The organism is Croceifilum oryzae (assembly GCF_030814315.1).
Lineage (GTDB): Bacteria > Bacillota > Bacilli > Thermoactinomycetales > Thermoactinomycetaceae > Baia > Baia oryzae.
Window position 1 is genome coordinate 46242 of sequence record NZ_JAUSUV010000005.1, and the last position, 26200, is coordinate 72441.

The 26200-nt window shown below is 40.7% G+C and carries 24 protein-coding genes; 16 read left to right on the top strand and 8 right to left on the bottom strand.

The genetic code is table 11. From position 1 onward, the window contains the following. Nucleotides 1–115 precede the first annotated feature (115 nt). The 7 genes from J2Z48_RS06290 to J2Z48_RS06320 all read left to right on the top strand — a co-directional run bounded on the left by J2Z48_RS06290 (nt 116) and on the right by J2Z48_RS06320 (nt 6261). Nucleotides 116–1822: a long-chain-fatty-acid--CoA ligase gene (locus tag J2Z48_RS06290; protein WP_307251878.1), complete on the top strand. Its 1707-nt coding sequence runs from the start codon at nt 116–118 to the stop codon at nt 1820–1822. 147 nt (nt 1823–1969) lie between these two features. Continuing rightward, entirely contained in the window at nt 1970–2569 is a 600-nt protein-coding gene (gene fadR, locus J2Z48_RS06295) for a fatty acid metabolism transcriptional regulator FadR (RefSeq protein WP_307251880.1), read from the top strand. Between the two features lie 34 nt (nt 2570–2603). Next, nucleotides 2604–3383 (top strand): electron transfer flavoprotein subunit beta/FixA family protein, encoded by a 780-nt coding sequence (locus J2Z48_RS06300; RefSeq protein ID WP_307251882.1) that lies wholly within the window; start codon nt 2604–2606, stop codon nt 3381–3383. Nucleotides 3384–3401: 18 nt separating this feature from the next. Continuing rightward, entirely contained in the window at nt 3402–4388 is a 987-nt protein-coding gene (locus J2Z48_RS06305; protein ID WP_307251884.1) for an electron transfer flavoprotein subunit alpha/FixB family protein, read from the top strand. Nucleotides 4389–4495: 107 nt separating this feature from the next. Continuing rightward, a complete protein-coding gene (locus J2Z48_RS06310; RefSeq protein ID WP_307251886.1) occupies nt 4496–5026 on the top strand; it encodes a class IV adenylate cyclase in 531 nt (176 codons plus the stop codon). A gap of 176 nt (nt 5027–5202) precedes the next feature. Next, complete coding sequence (locus J2Z48_RS06315) at nt 5203–5610, top strand: hypothetical protein (protein WP_307251889.1); 408 nt, start codon at nt 5203–5205, stop codon at nt 5608–5610. A 159-nt stretch (nt 5611–5769) separates the two neighbouring features. After that, nucleotides 5770–6261 (top strand): hypothetical protein, encoded by a 492-nt coding sequence (locus J2Z48_RS06320; RefSeq protein ID WP_307251892.1) that lies wholly within the window; start codon nt 5770–5772, stop codon nt 6259–6261. Between the two features lie 528 nt (nt 6262–6789). On the opposite strand, the gene purK is transcribed toward J2Z48_RS06320, so the two are convergent. The 3 genes from purK to J2Z48_RS06335 all read right to left on the bottom strand — a co-directional run bounded on the left by purK (nt 6790) and on the right by J2Z48_RS06335 (nt 10110). Further along, the gene (gene purK / locus J2Z48_RS06325) at nt 6790–8052 is read right to left on the bottom strand and encodes a 5-(carboxyamino)imidazole ribonucleotide synthase (RefSeq protein ID WP_307251895.1); all 1263 of its coding nucleotides are present in this window, start codon (nt 8050–8052) and stop codon (nt 6790–6792) included. A gap of 327 nt (nt 8053–8379) precedes the next feature. Next, on the bottom strand, nt 8380–9717 hold the full coding sequence (gene glnA / locus J2Z48_RS06330; RefSeq protein ID WP_370872891.1) for a type I glutamate--ammonia ligase: 1338 nt from the start codon (nt 9715–9717) through the stop codon (nt 8380–8382). A 147-nt stretch (nt 9718–9864) separates the two neighbouring features. Then, nucleotides 9865–10110, bottom strand: coding sequence for a MerR family transcriptional regulator (locus tag J2Z48_RS06335; RefSeq protein ID WP_307251896.1), 246 nt, complete (start codon nt 10108–10110; stop codon nt 9865–9867). Between the two features lie 360 nt (nt 10111–10470). Here J2Z48_RS06335 and J2Z48_RS06340 point away from each other — a divergent pair, with 360 nt between their 5' ends. The 4 genes from J2Z48_RS06340 (at nt 10471) to J2Z48_RS06355 (ending at nt 13842) form a co-directional block, all read left to right on the top strand. Further along, complete coding sequence (locus tag J2Z48_RS06340) at nt 10471–11415, top strand: DMT family transporter (protein WP_307251899.1); 945 nt, start codon at nt 10471–10473, stop codon at nt 11413–11415. A gap of 251 nt (nt 11416–11666) precedes the next feature. Continuing rightward, nucleotides 11667–11981 carry a thioredoxin gene (trxA, locus tag J2Z48_RS06345; protein WP_307251903.1) on the top strand — a complete coding sequence of 105 codons (315 nt, stop codon included), beginning with the start codon at nt 11667–11669 and terminating at the stop codon, nt 11979–11981. A gap of 204 nt (nt 11982–12185) precedes the next feature. Next, nucleotides 12186–13610, top strand: a complete 1425-nt coding sequence (locus tag J2Z48_RS06350; protein WP_307251905.1) for an NAD(P)/FAD-dependent oxidoreductase — start codon at nt 12186–12188, stop codon at nt 13608–13610. Between the two features lie 70 nt (nt 13611–13680). Beyond that, the gene (locus J2Z48_RS06355; RefSeq protein WP_165873732.1) at nt 13681–13842 is read left to right on the top strand and encodes a hypothetical protein; all 162 of its coding nucleotides are present in this window, start codon (nt 13681–13683) and stop codon (nt 13840–13842) included. Nucleotides 13843–13932: 90 nt separating this feature from the next. On the opposite strand, the gene J2Z48_RS06360 is transcribed toward J2Z48_RS06355, so the two are convergent. The 4 genes from J2Z48_RS06360 to J2Z48_RS06375 form a co-directional block, all read right to left on the bottom strand. After that, nucleotides 13933–15135 (bottom strand): ABC transporter permease, encoded by a 1203-nt coding sequence (locus J2Z48_RS06360; RefSeq protein WP_307251907.1) that lies wholly within the window; start codon nt 15133–15135, stop codon nt 13933–13935. After that, the gene (locus tag J2Z48_RS06365) at nt 15132–15833 is read right to left on the bottom strand and encodes an ABC transporter ATP-binding protein (RefSeq protein ID WP_307251909.1); all 702 of its coding nucleotides are present in this window, start codon (nt 15831–15833) and stop codon (nt 15132–15134) included. The genes J2Z48_RS06360 and J2Z48_RS06365 overlap by 4 nt, the downstream gene beginning before the upstream one ends. Further along, entirely contained in the window at nt 15830–16909 is a 1080-nt protein-coding gene (locus tag J2Z48_RS06370; protein ID WP_307251911.1) for an efflux RND transporter periplasmic adaptor subunit, read from the bottom strand. The genes J2Z48_RS06365 and J2Z48_RS06370 overlap by 4 nt, the downstream gene beginning before the upstream one ends. A gap of 376 nt (nt 16910–17285) precedes the next feature. Further along, nucleotides 17286–18221, bottom strand: a complete 936-nt coding sequence (locus J2Z48_RS06375; protein ID WP_307251912.1) for a hypothetical protein — start codon at nt 18219–18221, stop codon at nt 17286–17288. 209 nt (nt 18222–18430) lie between these two features. On the opposite strand from J2Z48_RS06375, the gene uvrC reads away from it, so the two are divergent. Then, the gene (gene uvrC / locus J2Z48_RS06380; protein WP_442342007.1) at nt 18431–20257 is read left to right on the top strand and encodes an excinuclease ABC subunit UvrC; all 1827 of its coding nucleotides are present in this window, start codon (nt 18431–18433) and stop codon (nt 20255–20257) included. 22 nt (nt 20258–20279) lie between these two features. Here uvrC and J2Z48_RS06385 read toward each other — a convergent pair whose 3' ends face one another. Beyond that, on the bottom strand, nt 20280–20810 hold the full coding sequence (locus J2Z48_RS06385) for a hypothetical protein (protein WP_307251916.1): 531 nt from the start codon (nt 20808–20810) through the stop codon (nt 20280–20282). 165 nt (nt 20811–20975) lie between these two features. Between J2Z48_RS06385 and J2Z48_RS06390 the strand changes: the two genes are divergently transcribed. From J2Z48_RS06390 to xylF, 4 genes are all read left to right on the top strand, one after another. Beyond that, entirely contained in the window at nt 20976–21983 is a 1008-nt protein-coding gene (locus J2Z48_RS06390; protein ID WP_307251917.1) for a sugar ABC transporter substrate-binding protein, read from the top strand. Beyond that, a complete protein-coding gene (locus J2Z48_RS06395; RefSeq protein WP_307251918.1) occupies nt 21970–23439 on the top strand; it encodes a sensor histidine kinase in 1470 nt (489 codons plus the stop codon). Before J2Z48_RS06390 ends, J2Z48_RS06395 begins: the two co-directional genes overlap by 14 nt. Further along, nucleotides 23414–24967, top strand: coding sequence for a response regulator (locus J2Z48_RS06400; RefSeq protein WP_307251919.1), 1554 nt, complete (start codon nt 23414–23416; stop codon nt 24965–24967). Before J2Z48_RS06395 ends, J2Z48_RS06400 begins: the two co-directional genes overlap by 26 nt. Before the next feature lie 114 nt (nt 24968–25081). After that, on the top strand, nt 25082–26128 hold the full coding sequence (gene xylF / locus J2Z48_RS06405) for a D-xylose ABC transporter substrate-binding protein (RefSeq protein ID WP_307251921.1): 1047 nt from the start codon (nt 25082–25084) through the stop codon (nt 26126–26128). Nucleotides 26129–26200 lie beyond the last annotated feature (72 nt).

Consider the following 26200-nt stretch of genomic DNA (forward strand, 5'->3'; position numbering starts at 1 on the left):
CAAAAAAACTTCTTTTTTTAATAAAGTGATTCAAAAGCATATAAAAATTAGCTAAAATAAGAATAAGGAAATCGGATGGATGACGTGAATACTCATTCATGACAGGAGGGTCCCTATGTCGTATGCAGAAAAAGTATGGCTCAAACAGTATCCATCGACCGTACCATCAACCATTGACTATCCAAATGTACTACTAACCCAATTCTTGATCGATGCCGCAAGGGATTTTCCTAAGCGAGATGCGGTTCAGTTTATGGGTAAGAAACTTACTTATGAACAATTATTAGAAGAATCGTATCGTTTTGCTAACTCGTTAAAAGAGCTTGGCGTTAAGCCCCAAGAACGTGTTGCGATCATGTTACCAAACTGTCCACAAGCCGTAATCGCGTATTATGGAGCGCTGTTTATCGGAGCGGTCGTTGTCCAGACAAATCCGCTGTACATGGAACGGGAATTAGAGCATCAACTAACTGATTCAGGTTCCGAAACCATCATATGTCTCGACTTAGTGTTACCAAAAGTCCAAAATGTAAAATCAAAGACTCAGTTAAAACGTGTGATTGTTACCAGTATCAAGGATTATCTACCTTTTCCAAAAAATGTGCTTTATCCACTCACACTGTGGAAAGACGGCATTAAACTGACTCATGAGTACGATCATGATACACATGCTTTTAAGCGTTTAATCACGAAAGCGCTTCCAACTCCAGTGGTTCCACCAGAGATTGATCCGATCCATGATGTAGCCTTGCTTCAATATACAGGCGGAACGACGGGTCTTTCAAAAGCGGCTATGCTGACCCATCGAAATCTCATTGTAAATAGCATTCAGGCATCCTATTGGTTATACAAGGTGAAACGTGGAACGGAAAAAATCTTAGGTGTTCTTCCGTTTTTTCATGTGTACGGGATGACGGTGGTCATGAACTATGCCATGTATCAAGCGGCGACCATGATTCTGATTCCCCGATTTGACTGCGACATGATCATGAAGACGATTGTAAAAGAGCGTCCTACTTTGTTCCCTGGTGCGCCTACGATGTATGTGGCTATCATTAATCATCCTAACATTCAAAAGTATGATCTTTCTTCAATTGATGCTTGTGTAAGTGGATCGGCGGCGCTTCCCGTAGAGGTACAAGAAAAATTTGAAAAGCTAACAGGGGGTAGGCTGATTGAAGGTTACGGGATGACAGAAACATCTCCTGTAACGCACTCGAATTTAGTATGGGATCGTGTTCGATCATCGACTATTGGGATTCCATGGCCTGATACGGAAGCGAGAGTAGTCGATTCGGAAACGGGTGAAGAACTGCCAGTGGGTGAGGTTGGAGAGCTTCAGGTTCGAGGTCCTCAGGTAATGAAAGGATATTGGAATCGTGAGGACGAAACAGCGAAAGTTTTAACATCAGATGGCTGGCTCAGTACAGGTGATATTGTTCGTATGGATGAAGAAGGCTATTTCTTCGTGATGGATCGAAAGAAAGACATGATTATAGCAGGGGGATATAATATTTACCCACGTGAAGTGGAAGAGGTTCTATTTGAACACCCAGGTATTCAAGAGGCAGCAGTCGTAGGGGTTCCTCATCCATATCGTGGCGAAACGGTGAAAGCATTTATCGTGTTAAAGCCAGGAATCAAATTGACCGAAAAGGAATTAGATCAGTACTGCCGTGAAAAACTAGCAAAGTATAAAATCCCACGCTTATATGAATTCCGTGATGAGTTACCCAAGACATTTGTTGGCAAGGTTCTCCGTCGTGTCCTTCAAGAGCAAGAGAAGAAGAAATACGAAGAAGAGATAAAAGAGGCCAATTAGATGAATGTGTGACCTAGCATCCGGAATGGATATGATGTTAGGTTTTTTCATTTCCGTGTGCGTTGACAAACGTTTTATTTATCCATACAATGATATTGAATGAATAATCATTCATTATTGTCTATTGCAGAAAGGAATTTCGATCCCATGGCGAAACGGACTGGTGAAAAATACGAAGCGATCATCGATGCTGCAGTGCGAGTTATCGCAGAATTTGGCTATCATAATGCGCAGGTTTCGAAGATTGCTCGTGAGGCAAAAGTCGCAGATGGTACAATCTACCTCTATTTTGAAAACAAAGACGATGTGCTGATCTCTCTATTTAGCGAGAAAATGGGTTCATTTATCAGCGAGGCGGAGGAAGCTATTCAGCACTTCGATTCACCAGTTGAACAGTTACATCAACTGATTCGCCTTCACTTTGAGTATTTGGAGAGTGATCGTGAACTTGCGATTGTAACCCAAATCGAATTGCGTCAATCAAATCCAGAAGTTCGCCAAGGAATTGGACAGATTCTAAAGAGATATTTGGATATGATCGACCGGATCGTCGAAGATGGGATAAAAAAAGGTTTGTATCGTTCGAATCTGGATGTTCGTATGACTCGCAAGCTAATCTTTGGCACCATTGATGAGACTGTGACATCTTGGATCATGAACGATCGCAAATATAGTTTGCTCTCCCAAGTGGAGCCAATCTTAGAGTTGTTTGTACACGGGATTGGTCACCAGACGCGCGAGATGTAAGCGTTATCTATCAAAAGCACAGGAGGATCTCTTCATGAATATCCTAGTTTGTTTGAAGCAAACGTTTGACACCGAAGAGCGGATCACGATTGAAAATGGTGTGGTCGTAGAAGATGGCGCAGTATTCGTGATTAACCCTTATGATGAATATGCCGTGGAAGAAGGCATTAAGTTAAAGGAAGAACATGGCGGGGAAGTAACGATTTTAACTGTTGGTCCAGAGCGCGTAGAAGCTTCGATGCGTAAAGCGCTTGCCATGGGTGCAGATAAAGGTGTATGGATTAATACGGAAGATTTTGATGGTGACTTAGATGAGCATAGTATCGCTAAAATCATCAAAGCAACGATTGAAGAGCAAGAGCTTAAGTTTGATATCATTCTTGCGGGTGCGATGGCAGTAGATGATGGTTCTGCACAAGTAGGTCCACGTTTAGCGGAACTTTTAAATATACCTCATATCTCCACGATTACGAAGTTAACGGTAGATGGTGAAAATGTAGTGGTTGAGAAAGATGTTGAAGGAGACATGGAAGTCATTGAATCGAAACTCCCACTTCTTGTAACCGCTCAACAAGGCTTAAATGAGCCACGCTATCCATCTCTACAAGGGATTATGAAAGCGAAGAAAAAACCATTAGAAGAAGTAGAAATAGATGATCTTGATATCGAGGAAGAAGAGATGGAAGCCAAAACAAAGGTATTAGAAATCTACTTACCTCCTAAGAAAGATGCAGGGAAAATCCTACAAGGAGAACTTGCTGATCAAGTAACAGAGCTCGTTCAACTTTTAAAGAGCGAAGCGAAAGTGATCTAAAGACCTGGGGGGATCAACATGAGCAAAAAAATACTCGTACTAGCAGATGTTCGTGAAGGAAAACTTCGTAACGTGGCTTTTGAGAGCTTAGCAGCAGCACGACTTGCAAGCCAAGGTGGCACAGTAGTAGCAGCAGTCTTGGGCAGCTTTGCCAAAGATCACGTCGATGCACTTGCACATCATGGTGCAGATGAAGTAGTAGTGGTAACAGATTCGAAATTGGATCAATATACAACGGATGCATATTTCCAAGCAGTAAAGAAAATTATCGAAACAGTAGAACCACAAGCAATTTTCACAGGACATACAGCAGTCGGAAAAGACGTAAGTCCGCGAATTGCGGCACGTCTTGGTTTCGGTCTCGTTTCCGATGTAACCGCTTTAGAAGAAATAGATGGCGAATTGGCCTTCACTCGCCCGATTTACGCCGGAAAAGCATTTGTGAAAAAGGCATTTAAAGAGGACGAAACCGTATTTGCTACCCTTCGTCCTAATAATATCGTGGCACTCGATGCAGATACTGCTCGCACAGCAACTGTGACAGAAGTATCTGTAGACTTCGATCCAACCTTATTACGAACCATCATAAAGCAAGTTGTGAAGAAAGCAACGGATGGTGTGGACCTCTCCGAAGCAAGAGTTGTCGTATCAGGTGGACGTGGTGTGAAGAGCGAAGATGGCTTTGCTCCATTAAAAGAATTAGCTGACTTACTAGGCGGTGCAGTTGGAGCTTCTCGTGGTGCTTGTGATTCTGGCTACTGCGACTACGCTCTCCAAATCGGTCAAACGGGTAAAGTGGTAACACCAGACCTCTATATCGCCGCTGGAATCTCCGGAGCGATTCAGCATTTGGCTGGTATGTCTGCATCTAAGACGATCGTCGCGATTAATAAAGATCCAGAAGCACCGATCTTCCAAGTAGCAGACTACGGAATCGTAGGCGACTTGTTTGTCGTGGTGCCGATGTTGACAGAAGAATTGAAGAAGGTACTAGTAGGGAAATAGGCATTTTTGCTTGGACTGTAGACTGTAATTGGGTCTACAGTCTTTTTTGTTTTCAAAAAGAGAATCCAACGATATAATTTCAGAAGATTCCAGAAGAGGAAGTCGTAATGTCCATCGAATTTGAAGCAAAGGTAATTGAAATCAATCCACAAGATCTCTCCGAACAGATCCTAGAATTAGGCGGCGAAAAGCTAGGTGAATTTTTTATGAGACGCTATGTGTACGACATTATCCCGGGTGACTTATCTAAGTGGGTGCGTCTTAGGGACAACGGGAAGGAGTCCACTTTAACCATTAAAGAAATCGTTCATGACGGAATTGATGGAACCCATGAGCTTGAGACGATAGTAGATGATTTCGAGATTACGAATCGGATTTTGGAGAAATTAGGATATACCGCTAAGTCCTATCAAGAAAATCGTCGGACAAGCTTTATTTTGAACGGAGTTCGCTTGGAAATTGATGAATGGCCGATGATTCCGCCTTATCTGGAGATAGAATCAGACTCAAAAGAACAAGTCGTCGAAGTTGCTCATTTACTCGGATATGTAGAGTCTCAATTAACAGGGGAGAACACGATAAAAATATATAAACAATATGGAATTGATCTTAATTCTATATCAGATCTCCGATTTTAAAGTGAATTTCTTGACTGTAGACTGTGATGGAGTCTACAGTCCTTTGCTTCTATAGTTTAAACTGTTATTTTTACTTTAATATTCTTCAATCTTGCTAGACAAACAGTAGTACAAGTGATATTTTAAACTTGATAAAAGTTTTTTTATTCTGCTTTTCCGAAAAGAGGGCGAAATAAATGAATAAAACGGTTTCCATTTTAAGTGTGTGTGCAATCTCTGCTGTGACTGCTTTTGCAGTGGGAGTAGGCTCCGCAAGCGCAAGTGTCCCACGCTATTCTTTCCAAACAGAAGATGGAAAGTGGGATGGCTTTATTGGCAATGAGAATAATGGAAGTAGTATTCAGATCGAACTTGTAAAGCCTCTTTATAGCAAAACTGGCTCTGGAATCAAAAAATTTACTGACTATTCGAAGCTGTGGGTTCGGTTGTGCAATGAGAAAACAAAAGCTTGTACCACTTTTCATAACTTAAGTAGTGGGGAATCTACTTTTACTAATATGAAAACGGGTCGATATAACGTAGATATCAAAGATGAACTTTCCTCTGCAAGCATATTTGGACAACTAGATATTATCTTTCCCTAGATATTCAAAAAAGCCAGAAACGTTATTTCCTCAGTCTTCAATATGATGGAATAGCGTTTTTTCATGTCGTTATTTGATATGAATATTTTGTTTTCTTTTAATGGGACAATCTGTATACTATTAATTAAGTAATATAAAAATATAGAATAGAGGGAAATCATGAAAAACAAGTGTAAAAACGTATGGTTGAAAAGTGGAGTTTTAATGGTCTCTGGGATGCTTGCGATAGCTGGTTTTAATGTTACTCCTCACGCTTCTGCGGCACCAGTAGCTGAAAAAAAGGTCGTTAACAAAGAGATTCTTTCTGTGGGTTCTGGAAAACACATGCAGTATACCATCGCTGAATTTAAAAGAGATGTTACAGGAGATAAAGTAAAAGATGTGATTACACTCATTGGGCAAAAAGAGTTTATGCAGGACGGTTGGAATGAAAAATTGTATCTTCGTGTTGTAGACGGGAAAAGTCACAAAAAAGTAAAGGTGGAAGTGGGCAACGGTGGGTATGAGCCAAGCGTGAAATTTAAAGATTTCAATGGCGACCACATTACCGATATTCAAATACGACTTTTTTCTGGAGCGACAGGTCACAGTCCCATTGAAAATTATTACTATACCGTTGGTAAGGGTAGTTTATCTGAAATCAAAAACTAAACACGACGGGTCTGCTGGGTTTTGGGATTAGTTCACGTGTAAGCAAAGAGAGACATTCTATTTTTTATCTAGAATGTCTCTCATGTTTGGTTGTTGACTATGTTCACTTTTTAGATGCCGCCTCTCCTCTCTCATTACCAATCAGAACATTGAATATCACTTCTGCAACTGTTTTGATCACGTTCATGTTTTTCACCCCTTGTTGTTGTTAGCTTTACTTTACTCCGATTTTACCTTTGTTCCTAGCGATTTACCTTTCAAGTTCCTTACGTATTTGTAAGAATCCAATTTTAAACTAAATTGGTAATAATCATTGCTTATATAAGGGAGGCTCGCAGACAAATAACAGGGGGTTCGTGATGTTGGCTGACTGTCAGTCGTTTTACGCAAACGTGTAAAAACCGTATATCCTGAATATAGGGATCAACCGCTACCACCAGCGGTTGATCCATCTCGGTGATTTATCCTTACTACGATTGCGAAAAGGCTTCTAGAAGCGTATGCAAAGTGCCCACGCATTCCTACCTTCTACTTGATGTTAGCAATAGCCACAAAAGCTTCCCATTCTTGCCCGCTTAGTGGCTCCCAAATAGACATCTCGTTAATCAGCTCTAGCAAATCTGATAACGAATCCCCAACAAAATTAATGTGTCCCATCTTTCTACCAACTCGGGCAACACTTTTCCCATACAAGTGGACTTTTGCACAAGATGGTAACTTCGCAAATTGCTCAAAGAAAGCCTCTTGATGCTCTCCTAATAGATTTACCATAATTCCAGTGTTTTTTCGAACCGATTTACGAAGCGGAAGTCCAGTTACCGCACGCATGAACTGTTCAAACTGACAAGGGTTCGTGGTATCCATCGTAATATGCCCTGAATTGTGTGGACTAGGCGATAATTCATTTACCAAAATAGTCCCATCCGCCAGGACAAACATCTCAATAGCAAGCACTCCAACAAATTGAAGTTGGTTAGCCAATCGATATGCAATTTGTTCCGCTCTCTCGCGAATTCCTTCTTTAATAGGAGCTGGAGAAATCGTCATGTGTAAAATTTGATTCCGATGGATGTTCATAACGGGTGGGTAAACCTCCATCTCGCCTGAAATACCTCGAGCCACAATGACTGAAATCTCTTTTACATAAGGAACAAATTTTTCAACTAATATTCCCTTTTCGATTATTTCTGCGGGAGGAAACGGATCGTCTAGGGTACTAATTACCCATTGACCCTTTCCATCGTATCCCCCTGTCAGTACTTTCAAGACACACGGAAGTTTTATTTGCTCAATCGCCTCAACCAACTTTGCCTTCGATGTCACAACCTGATAGGAAGCAATTGGGATTTGTGCATCTTGTAATACTTTCCGCTCTTGACCTCGATGTCCCGTCCAACAAAGCAGGTCACTTCCTTGTGGTAAGGGCTTTATGGATTCAATCATTCGAACCGTATCAGGATCTATATTTTCAAATTCATATACAACCAGATCGGACTTTTCCATAAGTTGTTCTATTGCCATAGGGGAATCATACGCTCCAACAATCTGTTCGTCTGCTACTTGTCCTGCTGGGGAATCGCTAGCAGGATCTAATACAACGAAGCGATATCCTAATCTACGTCCCTCTAGGATCATCATGCGACCTAACTGACCACCGCCTAGCATTCCAATCGTCTGTCCGGGAACAACGATTGGAGAAGGATTACTTGAGTGTCCTAAAGTAAAACTGGACTCTTTTTTCGAAAGACTATTCAGTAGGGAGTTTTCTAATTGTGTAGATTGCATTTTCATGACAGATCACCTATCCTTTACCACACGCTCGCGATCATCTCTCGGCGTTATTGATCTCTTCGTTGAAATTTACATACAAACGGATAGGAGAGGGAGTGTATAAGTTTTGAATCGTATCCCATTCACATTTCATTTGTATTTTGTAAAATTTAATTTTGTGAAATTAATATAACACAAGTAGAATTTCGTGTCAATAACGTTTTTTAAAATTGTTATAATAAGGAAATGAACTTAAAAAAACCGCAACGAAACCCTTCTGATTGTGTTTTTCAGAAGGGTTTCGTTTCTCTCTGATCGTGTATTTTTCTTCTTTAGGTACTGTGGGTCCTAATAGAGAGACATGTATTGCTCACGTTCCCATTCATGAACGGTGGTGCGGAATAAGTCCCATTCAATTTTCTTTGCTTCCACAAAGTGGCTAAGTGCATGTTTACCGAGTGCATTTGCGATAACCGAATCGTTTTGAAGCTCTTGAATTGCTTCGAATAGGTTTGCTGGTAAGCTATCAATCCCCGCATCTCTACGTTCTTGCTCATCCATCACATAGATGTTGCGATCTGTTTGTGGAGGTGCAGCTAGCTTGTTCTTAATCCCATCCAATCCAGCAGCTAGCATCGCAGCGAGTGCTAGGTAAGGGTTTGCCGCTGGGTCTGGAGAACGTACCTCAATCCGGGTACTGAGACCACGAGAAGCAGGTACACGAACTAGCGGACTACGGTTTTTCGGCGACCAAGCTACATAACAAGGCGCTTCATAACCAGGCACCAAACGCTTATACGAATTGATTAGCGGGTTGGTTACAGCTGTAAAAGCACGAGCATGCTTTAAGATTCCTGCTAGATAGTGAAGTGCTGTTTCAGATAAGCCTAGCTCATCACTCTCATCATAGAAAGCATTTTCATTTCCACGGAATAGGGATTGATGACAATGCATACCAGAACCATTGACACCAAATAGTGGTTTCGGCATAAAGGTTGCATGCAAGCCATGATTACGAGCTATATTTTTTACAACCAATTTAAATGTTTGGATTTGGTCTGCTGCTTGGATTGCATCCGCATATTTAAAGTCGATTTCATGCTGTCCAGGAGCCACTTCGTGATGGGAAGCTTCGATCTCAAAGCCCATTTGCTCTAAAGTAAGCACGATATCACGACGGCAGTTTTCTCCGAGATCAAGTGGCGCTAGGTCAAAGTAACCACCTTGGTCATTTAGATCAAGAGTTGGCTTCCCTTTTTCATCCGTTTTAAAGAGGAAGAATTCTGGCTCTGGTCCCACGTTAAAGGAAGTAAAGCCAAGCTCTCTCGCCTCTGCCATCACTTTTTTAAGAATCCCGCGAGGATCTCCTGCAAACGGGGTGCCATCTGGGTTGTAGATATCACAAGTAAGAGCCCCCACCTTTGAATCGCCTGCTGCAATCCATGGATACACGACCCATGTATCAAGATCTGGATACAGATACATATCGGACTCTTCGATGCGAACAAATCCCTCAATCGAAGATCCATCAAACATCATTTTATTATCAAGAGCTTTTTCCAACTGGCTACGTGGAATCTCTACATTTTTAATAGTTCCAAGTAAATCGGTAAATTGAAGACGGATATATTGAACATTTAGTTCAACCACTTGTTTTAAAATATCCTCTTTCGTAAATCGTGTCATATTCATCATTCCCCTTTAAAGTAGTTACATTAGTTGCGAAAAACGCGAGAATTAACCGTAGACTTGAAAAGTAACGACCTAGCTTAGATGCAAGATCGCATTAGAGTAGCTGATGTGGCTCTCGTTCGGACAATTCTTGCTTCACCTTCATGATTTCAGCTCGAGCTTTTCCTTGACACCTGCAAAGTTAATTGATTTTTCGCTTAACGATTTAATTTCTAATAAGAGTTCTATATCGTTGAAGGAAAATAGGAGCTGGTTTCCATTTGTACACTCAGGATGGATTAAACCCTGTTGCTCATAGTAACGAATTTGACGTGGCGTTAGATCAGTCAACCTTGTTACGAGTCCAATTGAAAAAAAAGGTATTTTTCGCCGCATCTCATCATTCATGATAACGGTCCCCCTTTCAGCAGACGGCGTTAGGCGATCCAATGAAACTCATTTTATGCCGTGTTATTATACATGTCAATGCATGTTAGAAAAGTTAACATAAAAACTTTTTATGTACAATCATCCTTACATTAATACAATAAATCGGACTGTTTATTTAAATACTCATTCTCTACATAGAGTTTAAATATACAGAGATTAAAAATATGCAGATTTTATAAATATGCATACATATGTAATATTCATAATCACGGAAAAGAGGTATTTTTCATTTGTGCCAAGGGATGTAATTATATTGTTTTAATTAAAAGTATACTATGTTAGTATATTTTTATTCATAAATAGAAGGCGATGGGATCGATGAAAAAAGCGAGTTCGCAAACATGGATTGGGATACTAATGGTTTTATCTGGAGGAGCATTGTGGGGAGTGTCTGGAGCAGTCGTGCAGATGCTATTTGAGAAGTATCACTTCCAACCTGGTTGGGTTGTAAATATTCGACTGTTTCTTTCAGGTGGGCTACTACTTTTGCTGTATAAATTGACTCATAAAGAACAATCTATATTTTCTATATTTCGAGATCGATCAAACATTATACGGATTGTTATCTTCGCCGTATGTGGCATGATTGGTGTGCAGTATGCATTTTATGTTGCGATTAGTGAAGGGAATGCGGCTACAGCTACTTTGCTTCAGTATTTAGGACCGATATTTATCGTGTTGTATGTTGCTTATCGGATGAAACGGCTTCCATTTATGAATGAATGGATGGCATTAAGCTTAGCGATGGTAGGGATGTTTCTATTAGTCACAAATGGGAATTTATCAGGTATTCAAACGAGTAAATCTACATTGATATGGGGGCTTGTCTCTGCTGTTGCAGCGGCTTTCAATGTGATTTATCCGCAGAGATTGATTGAAAAATGGGGTTCCATTCTTACAGTAGGGTGGGGAATGCTGATAGCAGGCATATGTATAACTCCATTCCAGCAACCATGGAATTTAGGAGATCAACAATTTACTGTGAAGTCGATTTTCTTTTTATTGTTTGTAATTGTATTTGGGACGGTCTGTGCTTTTGTTTTATACTTAGATAGTTTGCGATATCTTTCTCCTACACATACTGGGTTATTAGGGATGTCGGATCCATTATGTTCCATGATTGTCGCGGTATTTTGGTTGCATCATCAGATAGGAGGATTTGAATATCTTGGGGCAGCCTGTGTTGTAGGTACAGTGCTGATGCTAAGCTATTTGCCTCGAAATAAAGATACAATGAAGAAGGATAAGATTATTTCTGTTTAAGTTGTCTTACCTGTATCAGGACAAGCGTAAAACAGGTTGCAAACTCTCTCGAGATCATACTTGTATAATTGTTGTAAGGATCTATGACATAGAATGAGATGTTTTTATAAATGATTGTATTCATTTTATTTATTTCGCCTGACGAAACAGTTGGAACTTTTTCGAGAGAGTGGTATACTACATAGTGGAGATAGCTTTCTAAAAGGCTATTCTTTAGACGATTTTGCTGACTTCGAAAGGAGATTTCAACGATGGCAATCGCTGAATTAAATACACAAAACTTTGGTGAAAAAGTTGAGTCAAAAGGAACAGGTACTGTTTTAGTAGACTTTTGGGCTCCGTGGTGCGGACCTTGCCGCATGCTTGCGCCGATTTTAGAAGAAGTAGACACAGAAGTAGGATCAGATGTAAAGGTAGTAAAAGTAAATGTGGATGACAATCCAGATCTTGCTACCAAATATGGTGTGATGGGGATTCCTACCTTGATCGTTTTTAAAGATGGCGAGCAAGTGAAAAAGGTATCTGGTGTACAACCAAAAGAAGCTATTTTGGATATGGTGAAGTAAATGATAAAAGCTCCCGATGGGAGCCTTTTATTTAGAAGTAAATGTTTGATTATTCAATAAACAGATCGAAACACGAATGAATATAATATCTAAATAAAAATAGTTCGCTTTTATATAAAATCTATGTTACGATACATCGGGCTGATCTTTTAAGTCTGCATGAAAAACGAACATAATAGAAATTAATGAAAGGGGCAGATCCGTATGCATTATGATGTGATTGTCGTCGGAGCTGGACCGAGCGGAATATTCGCTTCTTATGAATTATCAAAAAGTAACCCTAACTTAAAAATACTCCTTATTGATAAAGGGCATAGTATTCGTCAACGACGTTGCCCAATCTTAGAAAATAAAATTACAAAGTGTCCACCTGCAACTAAGAAGAAAGAGTATGCAGGATGCTTACCAGCTTGCTCGATTACGGCTGGATGGGGTGGTGCTGGCGCCTATAGTGATGGGAAATTTAATTTAACGACAGAGTTTGGTGGCTGGATGCAGGATTATTTGCCTCCTTCTAAAGTGATGGAACTAATCGAATATGTAGACTCTATTAACCTTGAACATGGTGGTACGACTGTCATTACGGACCCAACGACAGATGATGTTCGTCGAATCGAGCGAAAAGCAGCTGGAGCAGGACTTAAATTATTAAAAGCGCGCGTTCGCCATCTGGGAACCGAAGAAAACTTAAAAATCCTCCAGAATATATTCCAGACGATGGAAAGTAAAATGGATTTCTTATTTAAAACATATGTGGACGATTTGATCATTGAGGACAAAGTGATCCGTGGAGTTCGTGTGAAAAATGGAGATGAATATACAGCGGATCGTGTCATTATCGGTCCGGGTAGAGACGGCTCCGAATGGCTGAGTAATATTTTGAAACGCAATGGCGTGGAGATGATGAATAACCAAGTAGATATTGGTGTCCGTGTAGAGACTTCCGATGTAATTATGCAGGAAATTAACAAGTATTTGTATGAGGCAAAATTTGTTTACAATACTTCAGTCGGGACTCGCGTTCGTACCTTCTGCTCCAATCCAAGTGGGCATGTCGTTGTAGAAAACCATTCAGGTGTGATGACTGTAAATGGTCACTCCTATAAGGATCCTAAGCTGGGTAGTAAAAATACCAACTTCGCTTTGCTGGTATCTCATACGTTTACAGATCCATTCGACAAACCCATTGAGTTTGCGAAAGAGGTTAGCCGCCGTGCTAATGACCTTTCGAACGGGTCGGTGATCGTACAAAAAGTAGGCGATATCTATAAAGGTAGACGTTCTACACCGAAGCGGATCCAAGAAGGATTTTTAGAGCCAACGTTAAAAGAAGCTGTACCAGGCGATCTAGGGCTTGTTCTTCCTTACAACACAATGCTTTCCTTAATCGAGATGATTAAGGCTCTAGATAAAGTAACACCAGGCATTGCAGATGAGCATACCCTTTTCTATGGTGTGGAAGCGAAATTCTACAGTGCTCGTCCAAAAATAAATGATCACTTTGAAACGGAAACAATTAAAGGGCTATATACCATTGGAGATGGAGCTGGGATTACCCGTGGCTTAGCTCAAGCATCGGCCGCTGGTGTACATGTAGCTCGCCATATTCTTCAAAATCTAAATCGATAATTTGTCGCTTCTACCAATTGCACAAATTTGGGATCATGCGCTAAGATAGTATTAAGGAGACGTGAATACTATGAGAGACCAAATCCACGCATTGGTAGACCTATTGCCAGAAGAAGATGTGGAAACGGCCTATTACTTAATTCGTGAATTACTGGTTCAAAAGCGGATGGATCAAATGGCAACTCAATCGTTACTACATCAACTATATAAACGACAAGAATTATCGTTATAACATAAAAAACGAGCTTCCTTCGGGGAGGCTCGTTTTTTATGTTACCAGTTGAACGGGTCTGATTGTTGTTGATTATTAGCTTGTTTACCTTTACTCATGACGCAAACAATCAATTGGATTTAATTTCGCCGCTTTGTTAGCTGGAAGAAGTCCGAATACGACCCCGAATAACATCGAGAATAGGATGCTACCAAGAGCTACTGGCAATGAGATCTGGGCAGGCCAGAGATCTAAGGCTTGTAGAATGGTAGTGACGAGTCCAGCAATCGCAAGACCTATGATTCCACCTATTGACGATAGTGTAATCGATTCAATTAGGAATTGGATTAAGATGTTTCCTCGTGAAGCACCCAATGCCTTACGAATTCCGATTTCCCTTGTTCGTTCGGTCACAGATACTAACATGATGTTCATCACACCAATCCCCCCAACTAAGAGAGAGATTCCACTGATACTACCGATGACGAGAGTCATGATATTGCCGACTTCTTCAATTCCTTTTGAAATTTGTTGCAGGTTTTGGACTTCATAGCCATCTTTTTTACTATGATTTTGATTTAAAACTTGGACGGCTTTCTTTCCAATCTTCTCCATATCGTTGGTATTTTCTACTTGTAGTGTTACCGAATCGATTTGCATCACCCCAAACACACTTTTCCATGTTCGGGAAGGGAGAAACACCTCATTCATTTTGATAAAAGAGCCAATTCCTTTGGAAGGCTTTGTGACGCCAATGACGGTAATCGGCTTTGAGGCTACTTTAATAATCTTTCCAATGGGGTCTTCGTTCGGAAATAACTTTTCTGCTACTCCATCCGTAATAACGGCCCCTGCATTGCTACTTTGAAAGTCGCTTCCTTGAAATGATCTTCCTTTGTCAATCGTTACATTGGACATTTCTAGATAGGACGGATTACTAAAGCCGATCACAAAGGTTCCTGATGCTTTTTCTTTTTGGTACTGAACATCAGACATAGAGGAACCTGTTGTTAGTACTTGTTTTACTCCTGGAACCAACTTGAGGCTTTCAATATCCTTCTCGGTAAAAACTTTCTCATTTGGATTGGGGATTGCAAATCCGCCAGCTTCATTATCTGATTTCGGCATCAAGTTAATCGAGTTTTGAGTACCTGTAAATGATTCCGTTAATTGCTGGGTTCCTCCCTGACCAATCGCTACGATAATCGTGACGGAAGCAACACCAATAATAATCCCTAACATCGTTAGAATCGAACGAAGTTTATGAGAGACAATGGAATCTAGCGCCATTTTTAGATTTTCCCATATACTCATAGCGACCTCCGTCCTATTCCATGAGAGGGCATGGAATCTTCGATGATTTCTCCATCTCGAATGATGATCTGCCTCTGGGCTCTTTTTGCCACTTCAGGGTCGTGTGTAATCATGACAACGGTTCGCCCTTCTTGATGGAGTTCATCAAATAATTCTAAGATGACTTGTCCGGATTTGGTGTCTAACGCTCCAGTTGGTTCGTCTGCTAAGAGGACATGAGGATCATTTACAAGGGCTCTCGCGATAGCGACACGTTGCTGTTGACCACCTGATAGTTCTTTGGGTCGGTGGCTTTTTCTGTCCGCAAGGCCCACTTTTCGAAGTGCTTCTACTGCTTGGATACTTCTTTTACTTTTTGAAATTCCAGCATAAACAAGAGGAAGTTCTACATTTTTTTGTGCACTTAGTCGAGGTAAAAGCTGAAATTGTTGAAAGATAAATCCAATCATGCGATTCCGTACTCTCGCTAATTCCAAATCCTCCATTTGCGAAACTTCTTTCCCGTTTATTTGGTAACTTCCTGAAGTAGGGCGATCTAAGCAGCCAATTATATTCATCAATGTGGATTTTCCAGAACCAGAAGGACCCATAATCGCAACGTATTCACCCTGGTTTACATGGAAGTTAATGCTTTGTAGGACGGGTACATGTAATTTTCCAGAATGGTACGTCTTGCAAACTTCAGTCAGCTTGATCATTTACTATTCACATCCATCCCGGATGTAATGTTCGAAGGTAGTTTCACGATGACTTTATCGGTTGCCGAGATTCCGGATACGACTTCAGCCATTTTGTCGTCTTTTGCTCCCAGCTTGACAGGTTTCCGAATCGCTTTCCCATTTTCCACAACAAATACAAATGCTTGTGAGTTATCCTCTTGGACGGCTGTTTGTGGTACGCTCATTGCTTTCTTAGAAGAAGAGATAATGTTTACGACTACCTGTGAGCCGAGTTTCATAGGGACTTGATCATTCAGAGCTAGCTCGATTGGATAGTTGGCCGCTTGAGCCTTCTCATTTGGTAAGCCGCTTGTATTATTGTTTTCGGGTAGGAGCCCTACTTGTGAGACTGTCGCCTTCCATGTCTTGTCTGGGATGGCATCACTCTTAACCGTGGCTTCTTGTCCTTCTTTTATTTTTAAAGCATCGTATTCAGAAATCGTTGCTTTGATTTTCAGCTTGTCTACAGTGGCAATGACGACGATTGGTTTTGTATTTGCAGGGCTACTGTTATCCTCATTTACTTGAGCCACTACGCCGTTTTCCTTACTTTTGACAACCAGGTTGGCTATTTTGGTTTTCACGATATCTAATTGCTTTTTAGCTTGGCTTACTTCCAGCTTGGCAAGCTCGATTTGTTGATTGAGATTTTCTCCGCTAGGTGGCATATTTGTCTTGGTACCTGAGCCTGTGCTTTTTTGAGTATTAAGTTGCTTCAATTTTAATTCTGCTGATTTCACTTGCAGATCGGCTTGATCGCGCTCGGTTGTGAAAGCGGGATTTTTATATTCTAACAACTTATCCCCTCTACTAACTTTGTCTCCGACTTTTACCCAAACTTTCTTTAACTCTCCTTGTTCTGGTCGTAAGAAGATTGCTTCTTCGTCAGATGGAGTCAATGAGCCTGTTGTCATGAAACTTTCTTGGATGGTATGTTCTTGCAACGTCGTTACTTGCACATCGGGTTTTTGACTCCCTTGTTGTAAGATAGCAATCCCTACTAATAGCCCAATAACAGCTACCACTGCTATCCAAATCCATGCTTTTTTCTTCATGATGACCTCCTATGATGATGAAATATGTAACTATCACTCTTTACCCAGTTCACTTATTTATTGATCATCCTAATTTTCCTCTAATGCAACAAAATATGCTTATCCTTATCAAACAAACCTCTTCCAAACGTTTGTTCAGGAGAGGTTATGTTTGTAAACGGACGCGCTTCCTATAAAGAAGGATCATTTTGTTACATTATCCCCAATTGAAGGGGTTATTCGGTTGGTTCGATAAATGAGAATGAATAACATTAAATATCTTAATACACATTGTAGAAATACGTCTATATTAGATACATTTAATTATTGAAATTATTTTTATAACCAATAAAAAATAAGAGAACTTCACAACAAAAGAAGTTCTCTTATTCGCCGGTTACTCTTTGTCCGATTGGTTTGAATTTAAATCGGAGTCTACATTTGAAGCTTGCTGCTGCGTTTCTGAATGATTACCAAACACGCGAGGCTCGATTATTTCTTTGAGACGTTTGGTGATGATTAATTGATAGATTATAGAAATAGGTGGAATTACAATAATGGCTATCACACCGATTACAAGAATCATCAGTAAAAAGAAGAATGGATTTGGTTCTGAAGCAGTACCCATTATGAAAAGGCTAAGTACGACCAAGATTCCAAACACAATCATCACTGCGATCGATAGGACTAGCAATAATATACCGCTGAGGAAGGTTTGACCAAATGCACGGGTAAGGGTTTGAAATCCTGCCTTTACTGCTGTCCACACCCGTAAATCTTTTTGTAGATAAAGGATGATCCCATGTACCATTGAGACATGAAGTAGGATGGTTAGGATATAGTATGGGATTAATAATAGAAGTCCGAGTGCAGGAGAGTGGCTTGAGATAACAGATATCAGTGAATCTACTAACATAAGAGGGATGTAAAGCACAACAAAATAGGCAAGCAACAGTTTTAGCATTTTCCAAAATCTCTTAAAGCCATATGTAAGAAAACTAGTTGTGCTTGATTGATCTTGATATACAGCTTCATTTACTGCACTGGTCATCCCAGCAGTGAAAAGGGCAGTAGATATGAAATAAATGAGGAACATAAAAACAAGTGTGATAATGAAAGCATAGCCGAGTGGTTCGATCAGCTGATAAAGGGTCGCTATATCAGGATTAGGATTCGATAGATCTAATTGGTTCAGATCAAATGCTTGATAAAGACTTGTTCCCATAATCCCAAAGAAGATGAGTGAGACGATGAGGGTAATGACCCCGAAAGTAAGAAAACCTAGATACGATCCAGCAAAAAGTTTAAATCCGTGTTTTTTTAAGATATCCATATGTGTCTATTAGGGAACTCCACTAATAGACAGCACCTCCTTTAATTGTAAAGAATAATTGCATGTAGTATTGTAATATAACTTTAAGAAGTTTGTCCATTGTGTTACAAGGATTATCCTTCCTTATTTTAGATAGATTGAAACGAGTATTTCGCTTTTATTTTGATTTTTTTGTTTGGAAACATGTTAAAATGTTTTGTATAGAACAGATGTACGGTTTACTACAGTATGGAGGGGCGTTTGTGTCGTTGTTAAAAGATAAGCTGGCCTTACTACCCGATCAACCTGGCTGTTATTTGATGAAAAATGCAGATCAAGAGATCATCTATGTGGGTAAGGCGAAGAGTCTAAGGAGTCGTGTGCGCTCCTATTTTACGGGTTCTCATGATGCGAAAACACAACGTCTCGTCATGGATATCGTTGATTTCGAATATATCGTTGTGAATAGTCCGTTGGAAGCGCTGATTTTGGAATTAAATCTGATTAAGAAGCATCGCCCTAGGTATAACGTGATGTTAAAGGATGATAAGTCTTATCCTTATATTCGACTAACGAAAGAGAAACATCCACGTCTGGAAGTGACCCGGAAGGTGCGTAAGGATGGAGCCAAATATTTCGGTCCGTATCCCCATGCAGGTGCTGCTCAACAGACGAAGAAACTGCTGGATCGTTTATTTCCACTGCGAAAATGTCACAGTCTCCCTAAACGAGTATGCCTTTATTATCATCTGAACCAGTGTCTAGCTCCTTGTGAATATGAGGTGGAGCCGGAGAGCTATGAGGAGATTACGAAGAAGATCACGCGTTTTCTGGGTGGTGGCTATCCAGAGTTACAAAAGGAGCTCCGCCAAAAGATGGAAGAAGCGGCAGAAGCGACGGAGTTTGAGCGTGCTAAGGAATTACGGGATCTGATACAGGATATCCAAGCGACGATGGAACGGCAAAATGTGATGATTCAAGACCATATTGATCGAGATGTATTTGGATATTATGTAGATAAAGGTTGTATGTGTGTACAGGTCTTTTTTATACGTCGCGGGAAATTGATTGAGCGAGAAGTATCGATTTTTCCATACTATGGGGAAGCCGAGGAGGATTTTCTTACCTTTGTAGGGCAATTTTATCATGAGTCGCCTGTATTACCGAAGGAGATTCACTTGCCAGCTGGAGTAGATGTTGATCTAGTGGCTCAATTGGTTCCAAGTGTGAAGGTTCGTATTCCTCAGCGGGGAATCAAGAAAAATCTCGTACAGATGGCAACGGAAAACGCCAAAATTGCCTTATCAGAACGCTTTCAATTACTAGAGAGAAATCAGGCGAAGACGGATGAATCGATTCGTAACCTAGGGGAAGCGTTAAATATTGGATTACCAAGGCATATCGAGGCATTTGATAATTCCAATATTCAAGGGGCAGATCCAGTCTCAGCAATGGTTGTATTTATTGATGGGAAAGCGGAGAAGAGAGAGTATCGCAAATATAAGGTTCGTACTGTCGATGGTCCCGACGATTATGGAACGATGCGTGAGGTAATTCGCAGACGATATACGAGAGTGTTAAAAGAGAATCTACCGTTACCTGACTTGATTTTAGTGGATGGTGGAAAAGGACAAATGTCCGCTGCGAGTGATGTGCTGGAGAATGAATTAGGATTGTATGTCCCGATTGCTGGGATGGTGAAGGATAAGAAGCATCAAACAGCTGGATTGCTGTATGGTGATCCTGTTTATGCAGTTGATTTACGCAGAGGAACACAAGAATTTTATCTGATCCAGCGAATCCAAGAAGAAGTTCACCGGTTCGCGATCACGTTTCATCGCCAATCTAGAGGGAAATCGATGATTCAATCGGCTCTCGATGAGATTCCGGGTGTAGGAGAAAAGCGGAAACAGCAACTTTACCGTTACTTTGGATCGGTCGATGAGATGAGGAGCGCGAGTCTAGAGGATTTCCGCAAAGCAGGACTCGGGGACCAATTAGCGAAAACGATTATGCAGGTATTAAGGGAAAAAGGAGAGCAGAGCCTACCGGATTGATAGGCTCTGCTTTTTTTATGGATTAACGATATACATTTACATATGAGATTTGATCATTCCAACCATTTCCTACATAGGAGATGTCTAATCCTGGACCAAATGTTTTACAAGGCTCACCACCACTTTGATGGTAGCAAACTTGGGTTCCAGAGCTTCTACGTGCAGTTTTAATAGAAGAAACAGCATCATTGTACATACTGGTGTTAAAGTTAGTCGAATAGCCAACGGGTGTTGCATAGCTCCAACCTCTGAAGGAGTCGTGTTGGTAGGACTCAGTAGCATAATCGGAAGCGAGTGTCCCAATCACGTTCTTAGATGCAATAGCCCACTTTGCTTTAAACGTTTGTTCGGCTGCTTCATAACTTTGTCTGTCGGCATATGTGTAAGTTTTTCCATCTGTATCTACAATTTGATATTTCCCTACACTTGTGTCTGCTTCTAGATTTACAACGAGTCGTCCTTGCTTCACTGAAGAGGCATTAGCTGTGGAGAATCCAAAGGTTACAGTGAAGAGTAAAGCGGCAATCAGACTGTATAACCAAGTCTTTTTCATAAAAACAGATCAACTCCCTATCCCATGTTCATTTGTGTTTTTAGAAACACAATATACTGTATATTTCGCTATATGATGTTTTAGAACCATAAAAAATAAAAAATCATTAATTTGTTGATAAATCATGTATTCTGTAGTTAATTAATTTTATTGAGTGGAGGAAACATGAAAAAAAGAACCATTCTAATAAGTGTAGTTAGTCTAGCATGTGTGATATTGATTTTGCTACCTGTCTATCAGCTTACTCATACATATCGATCTCTACAGCAGATTCATAAACCAGCTTCACCTGGAAAAGAAACGTTACGAATCGCTTTGCTTTCTCCCGCTATACGTGATTTGTATTGGAAAGAGGTACAGTTAGGTATCCAAGAAGTAGCAAAGAAGCAACAAGTTACGGTAGAAGTGCATGGAGGGTATCGAGGAAATGCATTGGAGATGGCACGAGATATACAGAAGGTTACTTCGGCCAAAGTAGACGGCATTATTGCGATGGGTATCGATGATCCTACTTTTATACAAGCAGTTAACCAAGCGACAGAGAGCGGGATTCCAGTTATTTTAATTGGCACAGATGTACCTAATTCGCTTCGTAAGATGTATGTGGGATCTGATCATGTAACGGCAGGGCGTCTCCTAGGGGACAAGGTTCGGGTTGATTTAGACAAAAAGTCGAATCCAACTGTGGGTATCATTGGTCAGTCATCCGATCAAACAGTAGCGATGCTACGGATAAAAGGTGTGGAGCAAAGTTTAGCAAGCCAGAAGAATATGCAAGTTGTGAAACAAATATATGATTCTTCTGAGAGAAATGGGACGGCGCAAACCATGCGCCAAGTCCATGAGTTATTAAATAGAACTTCAAATTTGGATGCGATCATAGTGTCAAAGGGAGAGGAACTAGAAGCGGTCATTCGTGTGATCGAGCAACGTGTAGGATTAAATAAGATTCAGATATATACGTTTCAAGATGTTGCGCAATTGACGGATTTATTTGCAAAAGGGCAAGTACAGGCTGTGGTAGTAGATAATCCTCGAAAGATGGGCGTGGAAAGCATAACGTATCTTCTTTCTTGGATTAAAGGAGAGCAGTTGCCATTGCCAAGTCATGTTTATACAGATTCGAATTTGGAGACATCAACGGGGAGCCGGTTCCGCAATGAAGAGCATTAAGGGGAAAATACTGTTATCAGCTAGTTGTTTATTACTTGTTTTTGGGCTGTTTTGGTTGATGTTTCAGTACTTTCATCAACTATTTTTACAACAATATAACCAGGTGTTAGAACGATATTTGATTTTTCAACAAGTCGCTGTTCAATCAGAGCAATTGCTGATTCGAACGAATGATCTTCTACACGATGGATCGGAGCAATCGAAAGAAAATTATGTATCAACTCGAAGCTTACTTCGACAGGCTCAAAGTAAGGTCAAACGTCTACAAAACGATGAGAATCTAGCAGGTGTGAGTGATTATACCCATTTGATTGATAGCTTTATTGAAAGTACTGATTTGTCTATCCAAGCGCATCAACAGGAACGCTCTGATGATGCCACTGGGTTTTATCGTAAAGCCGAGCAAGAGCGGTCATTTATCACGGAAACTACTCTTTCCTTATTAGAGCATGAACTAACAATTCATGAAAGACTGTATGCGCAAATGATCCAATCATCAAAGGAGTTGCAAATAGTAGGCTGGGAAGGATTTCTCATCATCATGGTCATATTGCTTGGCTGTGCCTATTGGGTTTCACGCGGGATCACTCGTTCCATTGCTACGTTAACAAAGGGTGCTACGTTTATTTCCTCTGGGGTCTATGACAAGCCAATTAAAGTGGAGTCTAATGATGAAACAGCCTTTCTCGCTCAAACTTTCGATCAGATGCGAGTGAGTGTGAAGCAGTCGTTTGAGGAGTTAGAGGCGAAAGGGAAGCTAGAGCAAGAGGTAAAGGAGTATCAATACTTATTAAAAGAGATGGAATGGCGCAATTTACAAAATCAGATGAAGCCCCATTTTCTATTCAATACGTTAAATACATTAGCCAAAAAAGCATATCTAGAAGGATCGTATGAGACGAGTGATTTGATTACGACGGTTGCCGAGTTGATGCGGTACCAATTGGCCAAAGCGGATGTAGAAGTCACGTTAGCAGAAGAGATTGAGATGATCCGTAATTATATGACAATTCTTCAAGCGCGATTTACAGATCGACTAAAGGGTGAAGAGAAGATAGACCCAGCATGTTTACATGTACCCGTACCTAGTTTTCTTTTACAACCTCTAGTCGAGAATGCATTCATTCACGGAATTGAGTCAAAGGAAGAAGGAGGAACGATTTCGATTGGTGTACGGGCGGTGGAGGATGGCGTGCAGTTGGAAGTGGCTGATGATGGTGTAGGAATGTCACCAGATCGGGTCAAACAAATCCTGAAAGGAGTGCCTGTCGCGCAAGGGCAAACAGGAAGTGTGGGCTTATCCAATGTGATTCGTAGGCTTCATTTGTACTATCGCAGAGAGGATCTCTTACAGATACAGAGTGAGGTTGGGAAGGGAACTTCGATTACGATTTTCATACCTACTTCTTTAGAAGAGAGGGGAGAGCTGGATGATTCGGATTTTGATCGCAGATGATGAAGAGATTGAACGGGTGGCGTTGGAGAAAATATTGACCACTCATCTAGCTCAAGTGGAAGTGGTTGCGACTGTCGGAAATGGTCGTGAAGCAATTGAGAAAACCGAGCAGATGAAACCAGATCTATTGCTGATGGATATCCAGATGCCGGGGATCAATGGTTTAGAAGCGATTGAGCAGATTCAAGAGAAGTTTCCTACTACAAAAGTGGTGATTGTGTCTTCTTACGATACGTTTACCTTTGCCCAACAGGCGATTCGACTAGGAGTAAAAGATTATTTACTGAAGCCGAGTAAGGTACAAGTGATTGTGGAGACGATTCGAACGTTATGTGAGGAGATCAATCAAGAGCGGTCGCGCCTAGAATCACAGGAGGAGACGGATAATCGAATTCAAAAAGTCTTACCTATTCTTGAATCGGAGTTTGTCTCACGCCTGCTCTTCGATCAAATACAAGCGATCGATTTAGAAGAGATGTCAAATCTTATGAGAGTAGCCGTTCATCCTCCAGCTTCGGTTATCATGGTGAGTATACAGTCGGAAGAAGGTCAGGACCAGCAGGATTTATCTGCTAAGAATCTCATAAATGAAATGCAAGCGGAACTTCGTGGTCGTGATGACATGATGGTGGGGAGTGTTTCGGGGCATATTCTCCCCCTTTTATTTTTTCATCGAAAGGGAGAAGAGCGACGGCAGGCGATTAAGTTGATGGAACACATTCGTCGAATCAGTCATCGTCATCCTCGGTTGGATATAGGGTTGGGAGTTGGGAGTGCGAAGGTTGGACTTGATGACTTACGTATCTCGTATCAAGAGGCTTTGATGGCTTGTTCGGATCTAGGGATGGGTCAAGGATACCGCATTCGATTCTATGATGACTTGTCTAGAGAACAGGGTGAGGACGACAAGAGGTTACGGTATGAACGGAAATTAATTGAAGCGATACGTAATGAAAGGTGGCAGGATACTAAGGAAATTATGTTTTTATTGTTATCTGCGATCGAACAAAGACAAACTCCTTTGGAAGAAGCAAAGCAACGTTTATACGGCCATTTTCTTCTATTAATTCATTTGTTAGATGAAATGGGTGTAAAAGAAGTACCAACTAATATTTTTTTGCGTGGAAAGTCCTATATGGAATTGTGGAAAGAAGCGAGAGTGAAAATAGAAGAACTGGATGTTGCGTACCAACGCTTTCAACAAAATGCTCAATATGATGTCTTTGATCAAGTAAAGAAATACATAGAGGAACATTTTATGGAAGATCTTTCTCTCGAACAACTTGCGAAGTTAGTTCAGTTGAGTCCATTTTATTTGAGTAAGTGTTTTAAAGAGGAGTTTGGGATTAGCTATGTGGATTATATGACCCAATGCCGTATTTCTCGTGCAAAAGAGTATATTCGCCAAGGAGGTTTCAGCTTTAAGGAGATTGCTTATGCAGTAGGCTATCATGATCCGAATTATTTTAGTCGGGTGTTTAAGAAAACATGCGGATTCTCTCCTTCACAATATCGAGATAAAAAATGAAAACAATTTAAATAAAAATGCTACTAATAACAAAAAAGTGAAGAATGTTTCACGATGTAAACGCTTTCCATCGTGATACAGTCAAATTATGAAAGTAAAGGAGGAACGATCTAGATGTTTAAAAAAATCCAAGCATTTTGCTTATTGAGTGCTTTTGCTCTATCTGTTACAGCATGTAGCACAGGAGCACCAGCCGCTGATCAAGGTGGCAAGTTGAAAAAAGATGATGGTAAGACGGTGATTGGTTTTTCATTAGATACATTGGAAGAAGAGCGTTGGAAAAAAGACCGCGATATTTTTGTATCCAAGGCGAAGGGATTAGGAGCCGAGGTAAAGGTACAAGCGGCAAATGGCGATGACGCGAAGCAGATTTCTCAAGCTGAGAACTTAATTAGCCAAGGAGTAGACGTACTTGTTGTCGTTCCACATAATGCGGAAGTAGCTGCAGCCATCGTAGAAAAAGCCCATAAAGAGGGCGTAAAAGTACTTTCTTATGATCGACTAATTAAAAACTCTGATGTGGACTTATACCTTTCTTTTGATAACGAACGTGTTGGAGAAATGCAGGCGAAAGCGATCGTGGAGAAAGCTCCTAAAGGAAATTATGCGTTAATCGAAGGTGCAGATACGGATAATAACGCTCACCTATTTAAAAAAGGTCAGATGAAAGTTCTAAAGCCATTGGTTGATAAAGGTGACATTAAAATTGTCTATGATCAATGGACGAAAGAATGGGATCCAGCAAATGCACTTGCTAATATGGAAAATGCTTTAACGGCTAACCAGAATAAAATCGATGCAGTTGTGGCAGCTAACGATGGTACTGCTGGTGGTGCGATTCAAGCATTAACTGCACAAAAATTGGCGGGTAAGGTTCCTGTATCCGGTCAAGATGCGGAGTTGGCAGGGATTAAACGGATCGTAGAAGGTACACAAACGATGACGGTTTATAAACCGATTAAGCTGATTGCTGAAAAAGCGGCGGAGTTAGCTGTTTCATTGGCAAAGGGTGAGAAGGTAACAACGGATAAAACTGTGAACAATGGTAAGAAAGATATTCCTTCTATTTTGTTGGATCCAATTGTGGTGACGAAGGAAAATATTGATGCTACGGTTGTGGCGGATGGGTTCCATAAGAAAGAGGATATTGATAAAAAGTAAGGCATGTTAATGATGTTTATTGGATGATCGGGGCTGAGAGAGTCTGTTTGCTAACATCGCTGGTGATCGAAC

What these genes read in the sequence shown, in the direction of transcription:
- J2Z48_RS06290 (WP_307251878.1), top strand. Translation starts at nt 116, where the DNA reads ATGTCGTATGCAGAAAAAGTATGGCTCAAACAGTATCCATCGACCGTA.
- fadR (WP_307251880.1), top strand. Translation starts at nt 1,970, where the DNA reads ATGGCGAAACGGACTGGTGAAAAATACGAAGCGATCATCGATGCTGCA.
- J2Z48_RS06300 (WP_307251882.1), top strand. Translation starts at nt 2,604, where the DNA reads ATGAATATCCTAGTTTGTTTGAAGCAAACGTTTGACACCGAAGAGCGG.
- J2Z48_RS06305 (WP_307251884.1), top strand. Translation starts at nt 3,402, where the DNA reads ATGAGCAAAAAAATACTCGTACTAGCAGATGTTCGTGAAGGAAAACTT.
- J2Z48_RS06310 (WP_307251886.1), top strand. Translation starts at nt 4,496, where the DNA reads ATGTCCATCGAATTTGAAGCAAAGGTAATTGAAATCAATCCACAAGAT.
- J2Z48_RS06315 (WP_307251889.1), top strand. Translation starts at nt 5,203, where the DNA reads ATGAATAAAACGGTTTCCATTTTAAGTGTGTGTGCAATCTCTGCTGTG.
- J2Z48_RS06320 (WP_307251892.1), top strand. Translation starts at nt 5,770, where the DNA reads ATGAAAAACAAGTGTAAAAACGTATGGTTGAAAAGTGGAGTTTTAATG.
- purK (WP_307251895.1), bottom strand. Translation starts at nt 8,052, where the DNA reads ATGAAAATGCAATCTACACAATTAGAAAACTCCCTACTGAATAGTCTT.
- glnA (WP_370872891.1), bottom strand. Translation starts at nt 9,717, where the DNA reads ATGACACGATTTACGAAAGAGGATATTTTAAAACAAGTGGTTGAACTA.
- J2Z48_RS06335 (WP_307251896.1), bottom strand. Translation starts at nt 10,110, where the DNA reads ATGAATGATGAGATGCGGCGAAAAATACCTTTTTTTTCAATTGGACTC.
- J2Z48_RS06340 (WP_307251899.1), top strand. Translation starts at nt 10,471, where the DNA reads ATGAAAAAAGCGAGTTCGCAAACATGGATTGGGATACTAATGGTTTTA.
- trxA (WP_307251903.1), top strand. Translation starts at nt 11,667, where the DNA reads ATGGCAATCGCTGAATTAAATACACAAAACTTTGGTGAAAAAGTTGAG.
- J2Z48_RS06350 (WP_307251905.1), top strand. Translation starts at nt 12,186, where the DNA reads ATGCATTATGATGTGATTGTCGTCGGAGCTGGACCGAGCGGAATATTC.
- J2Z48_RS06355 (WP_165873732.1), top strand. Translation starts at nt 13,681, where the DNA reads ATGAGAGACCAAATCCACGCATTGGTAGACCTATTGCCAGAAGAAGAT.
- J2Z48_RS06360 (WP_307251907.1), bottom strand. Translation starts at nt 15,135, where the DNA reads ATGAGTATATGGGAAAATCTAAAAATGGCGCTAGATTCCATTGTCTCT.
- J2Z48_RS06365 (WP_307251909.1), bottom strand. Translation starts at nt 15,833, where the DNA reads ATGATCAAGCTGACTGAAGTTTGCAAGACGTACCATTCTGGAAAATTA.
- J2Z48_RS06370 (WP_307251911.1), bottom strand. Translation starts at nt 16,909, where the DNA reads ATGAAGAAAAAAGCATGGATTTGGATAGCAGTGGTAGCTGTTATTGGG.
- J2Z48_RS06375 (WP_307251912.1), bottom strand. Translation starts at nt 18,221, where the DNA reads ATGGATATCTTAAAAAAACACGGATTTAAACTTTTTGCTGGATCGTAT.
- uvrC (WP_442342007.1), top strand. Translation starts at nt 18,431, where the DNA reads ATGTACGGTTTACTACAGTATGGAGGGGCGTTTGTGTCGTTGTTAAAA.
- J2Z48_RS06385 (WP_307251916.1), bottom strand. Translation starts at nt 20,810, where the DNA reads ATGAAAAAGACTTGGTTATACAGTCTGATTGCCGCTTTACTCTTCACT.
- J2Z48_RS06390 (WP_307251917.1), top strand. Translation starts at nt 20,976, where the DNA reads ATGAAAAAAAGAACCATTCTAATAAGTGTAGTTAGTCTAGCATGTGTG.
- J2Z48_RS06395 (WP_307251918.1), top strand. Translation starts at nt 21,970, where the DNA reads ATGAAGAGCATTAAGGGGAAAATACTGTTATCAGCTAGTTGTTTATTA.
- J2Z48_RS06400 (WP_307251919.1), top strand. Translation starts at nt 23,414, where the DNA reads ATGATTCGGATTTTGATCGCAGATGATGAAGAGATTGAACGGGTGGCG.
- xylF (WP_307251921.1), top strand. Translation starts at nt 25,082, where the DNA reads ATGTTTAAAAAAATCCAAGCATTTTGCTTATTGAGTGCTTTTGCTCTA.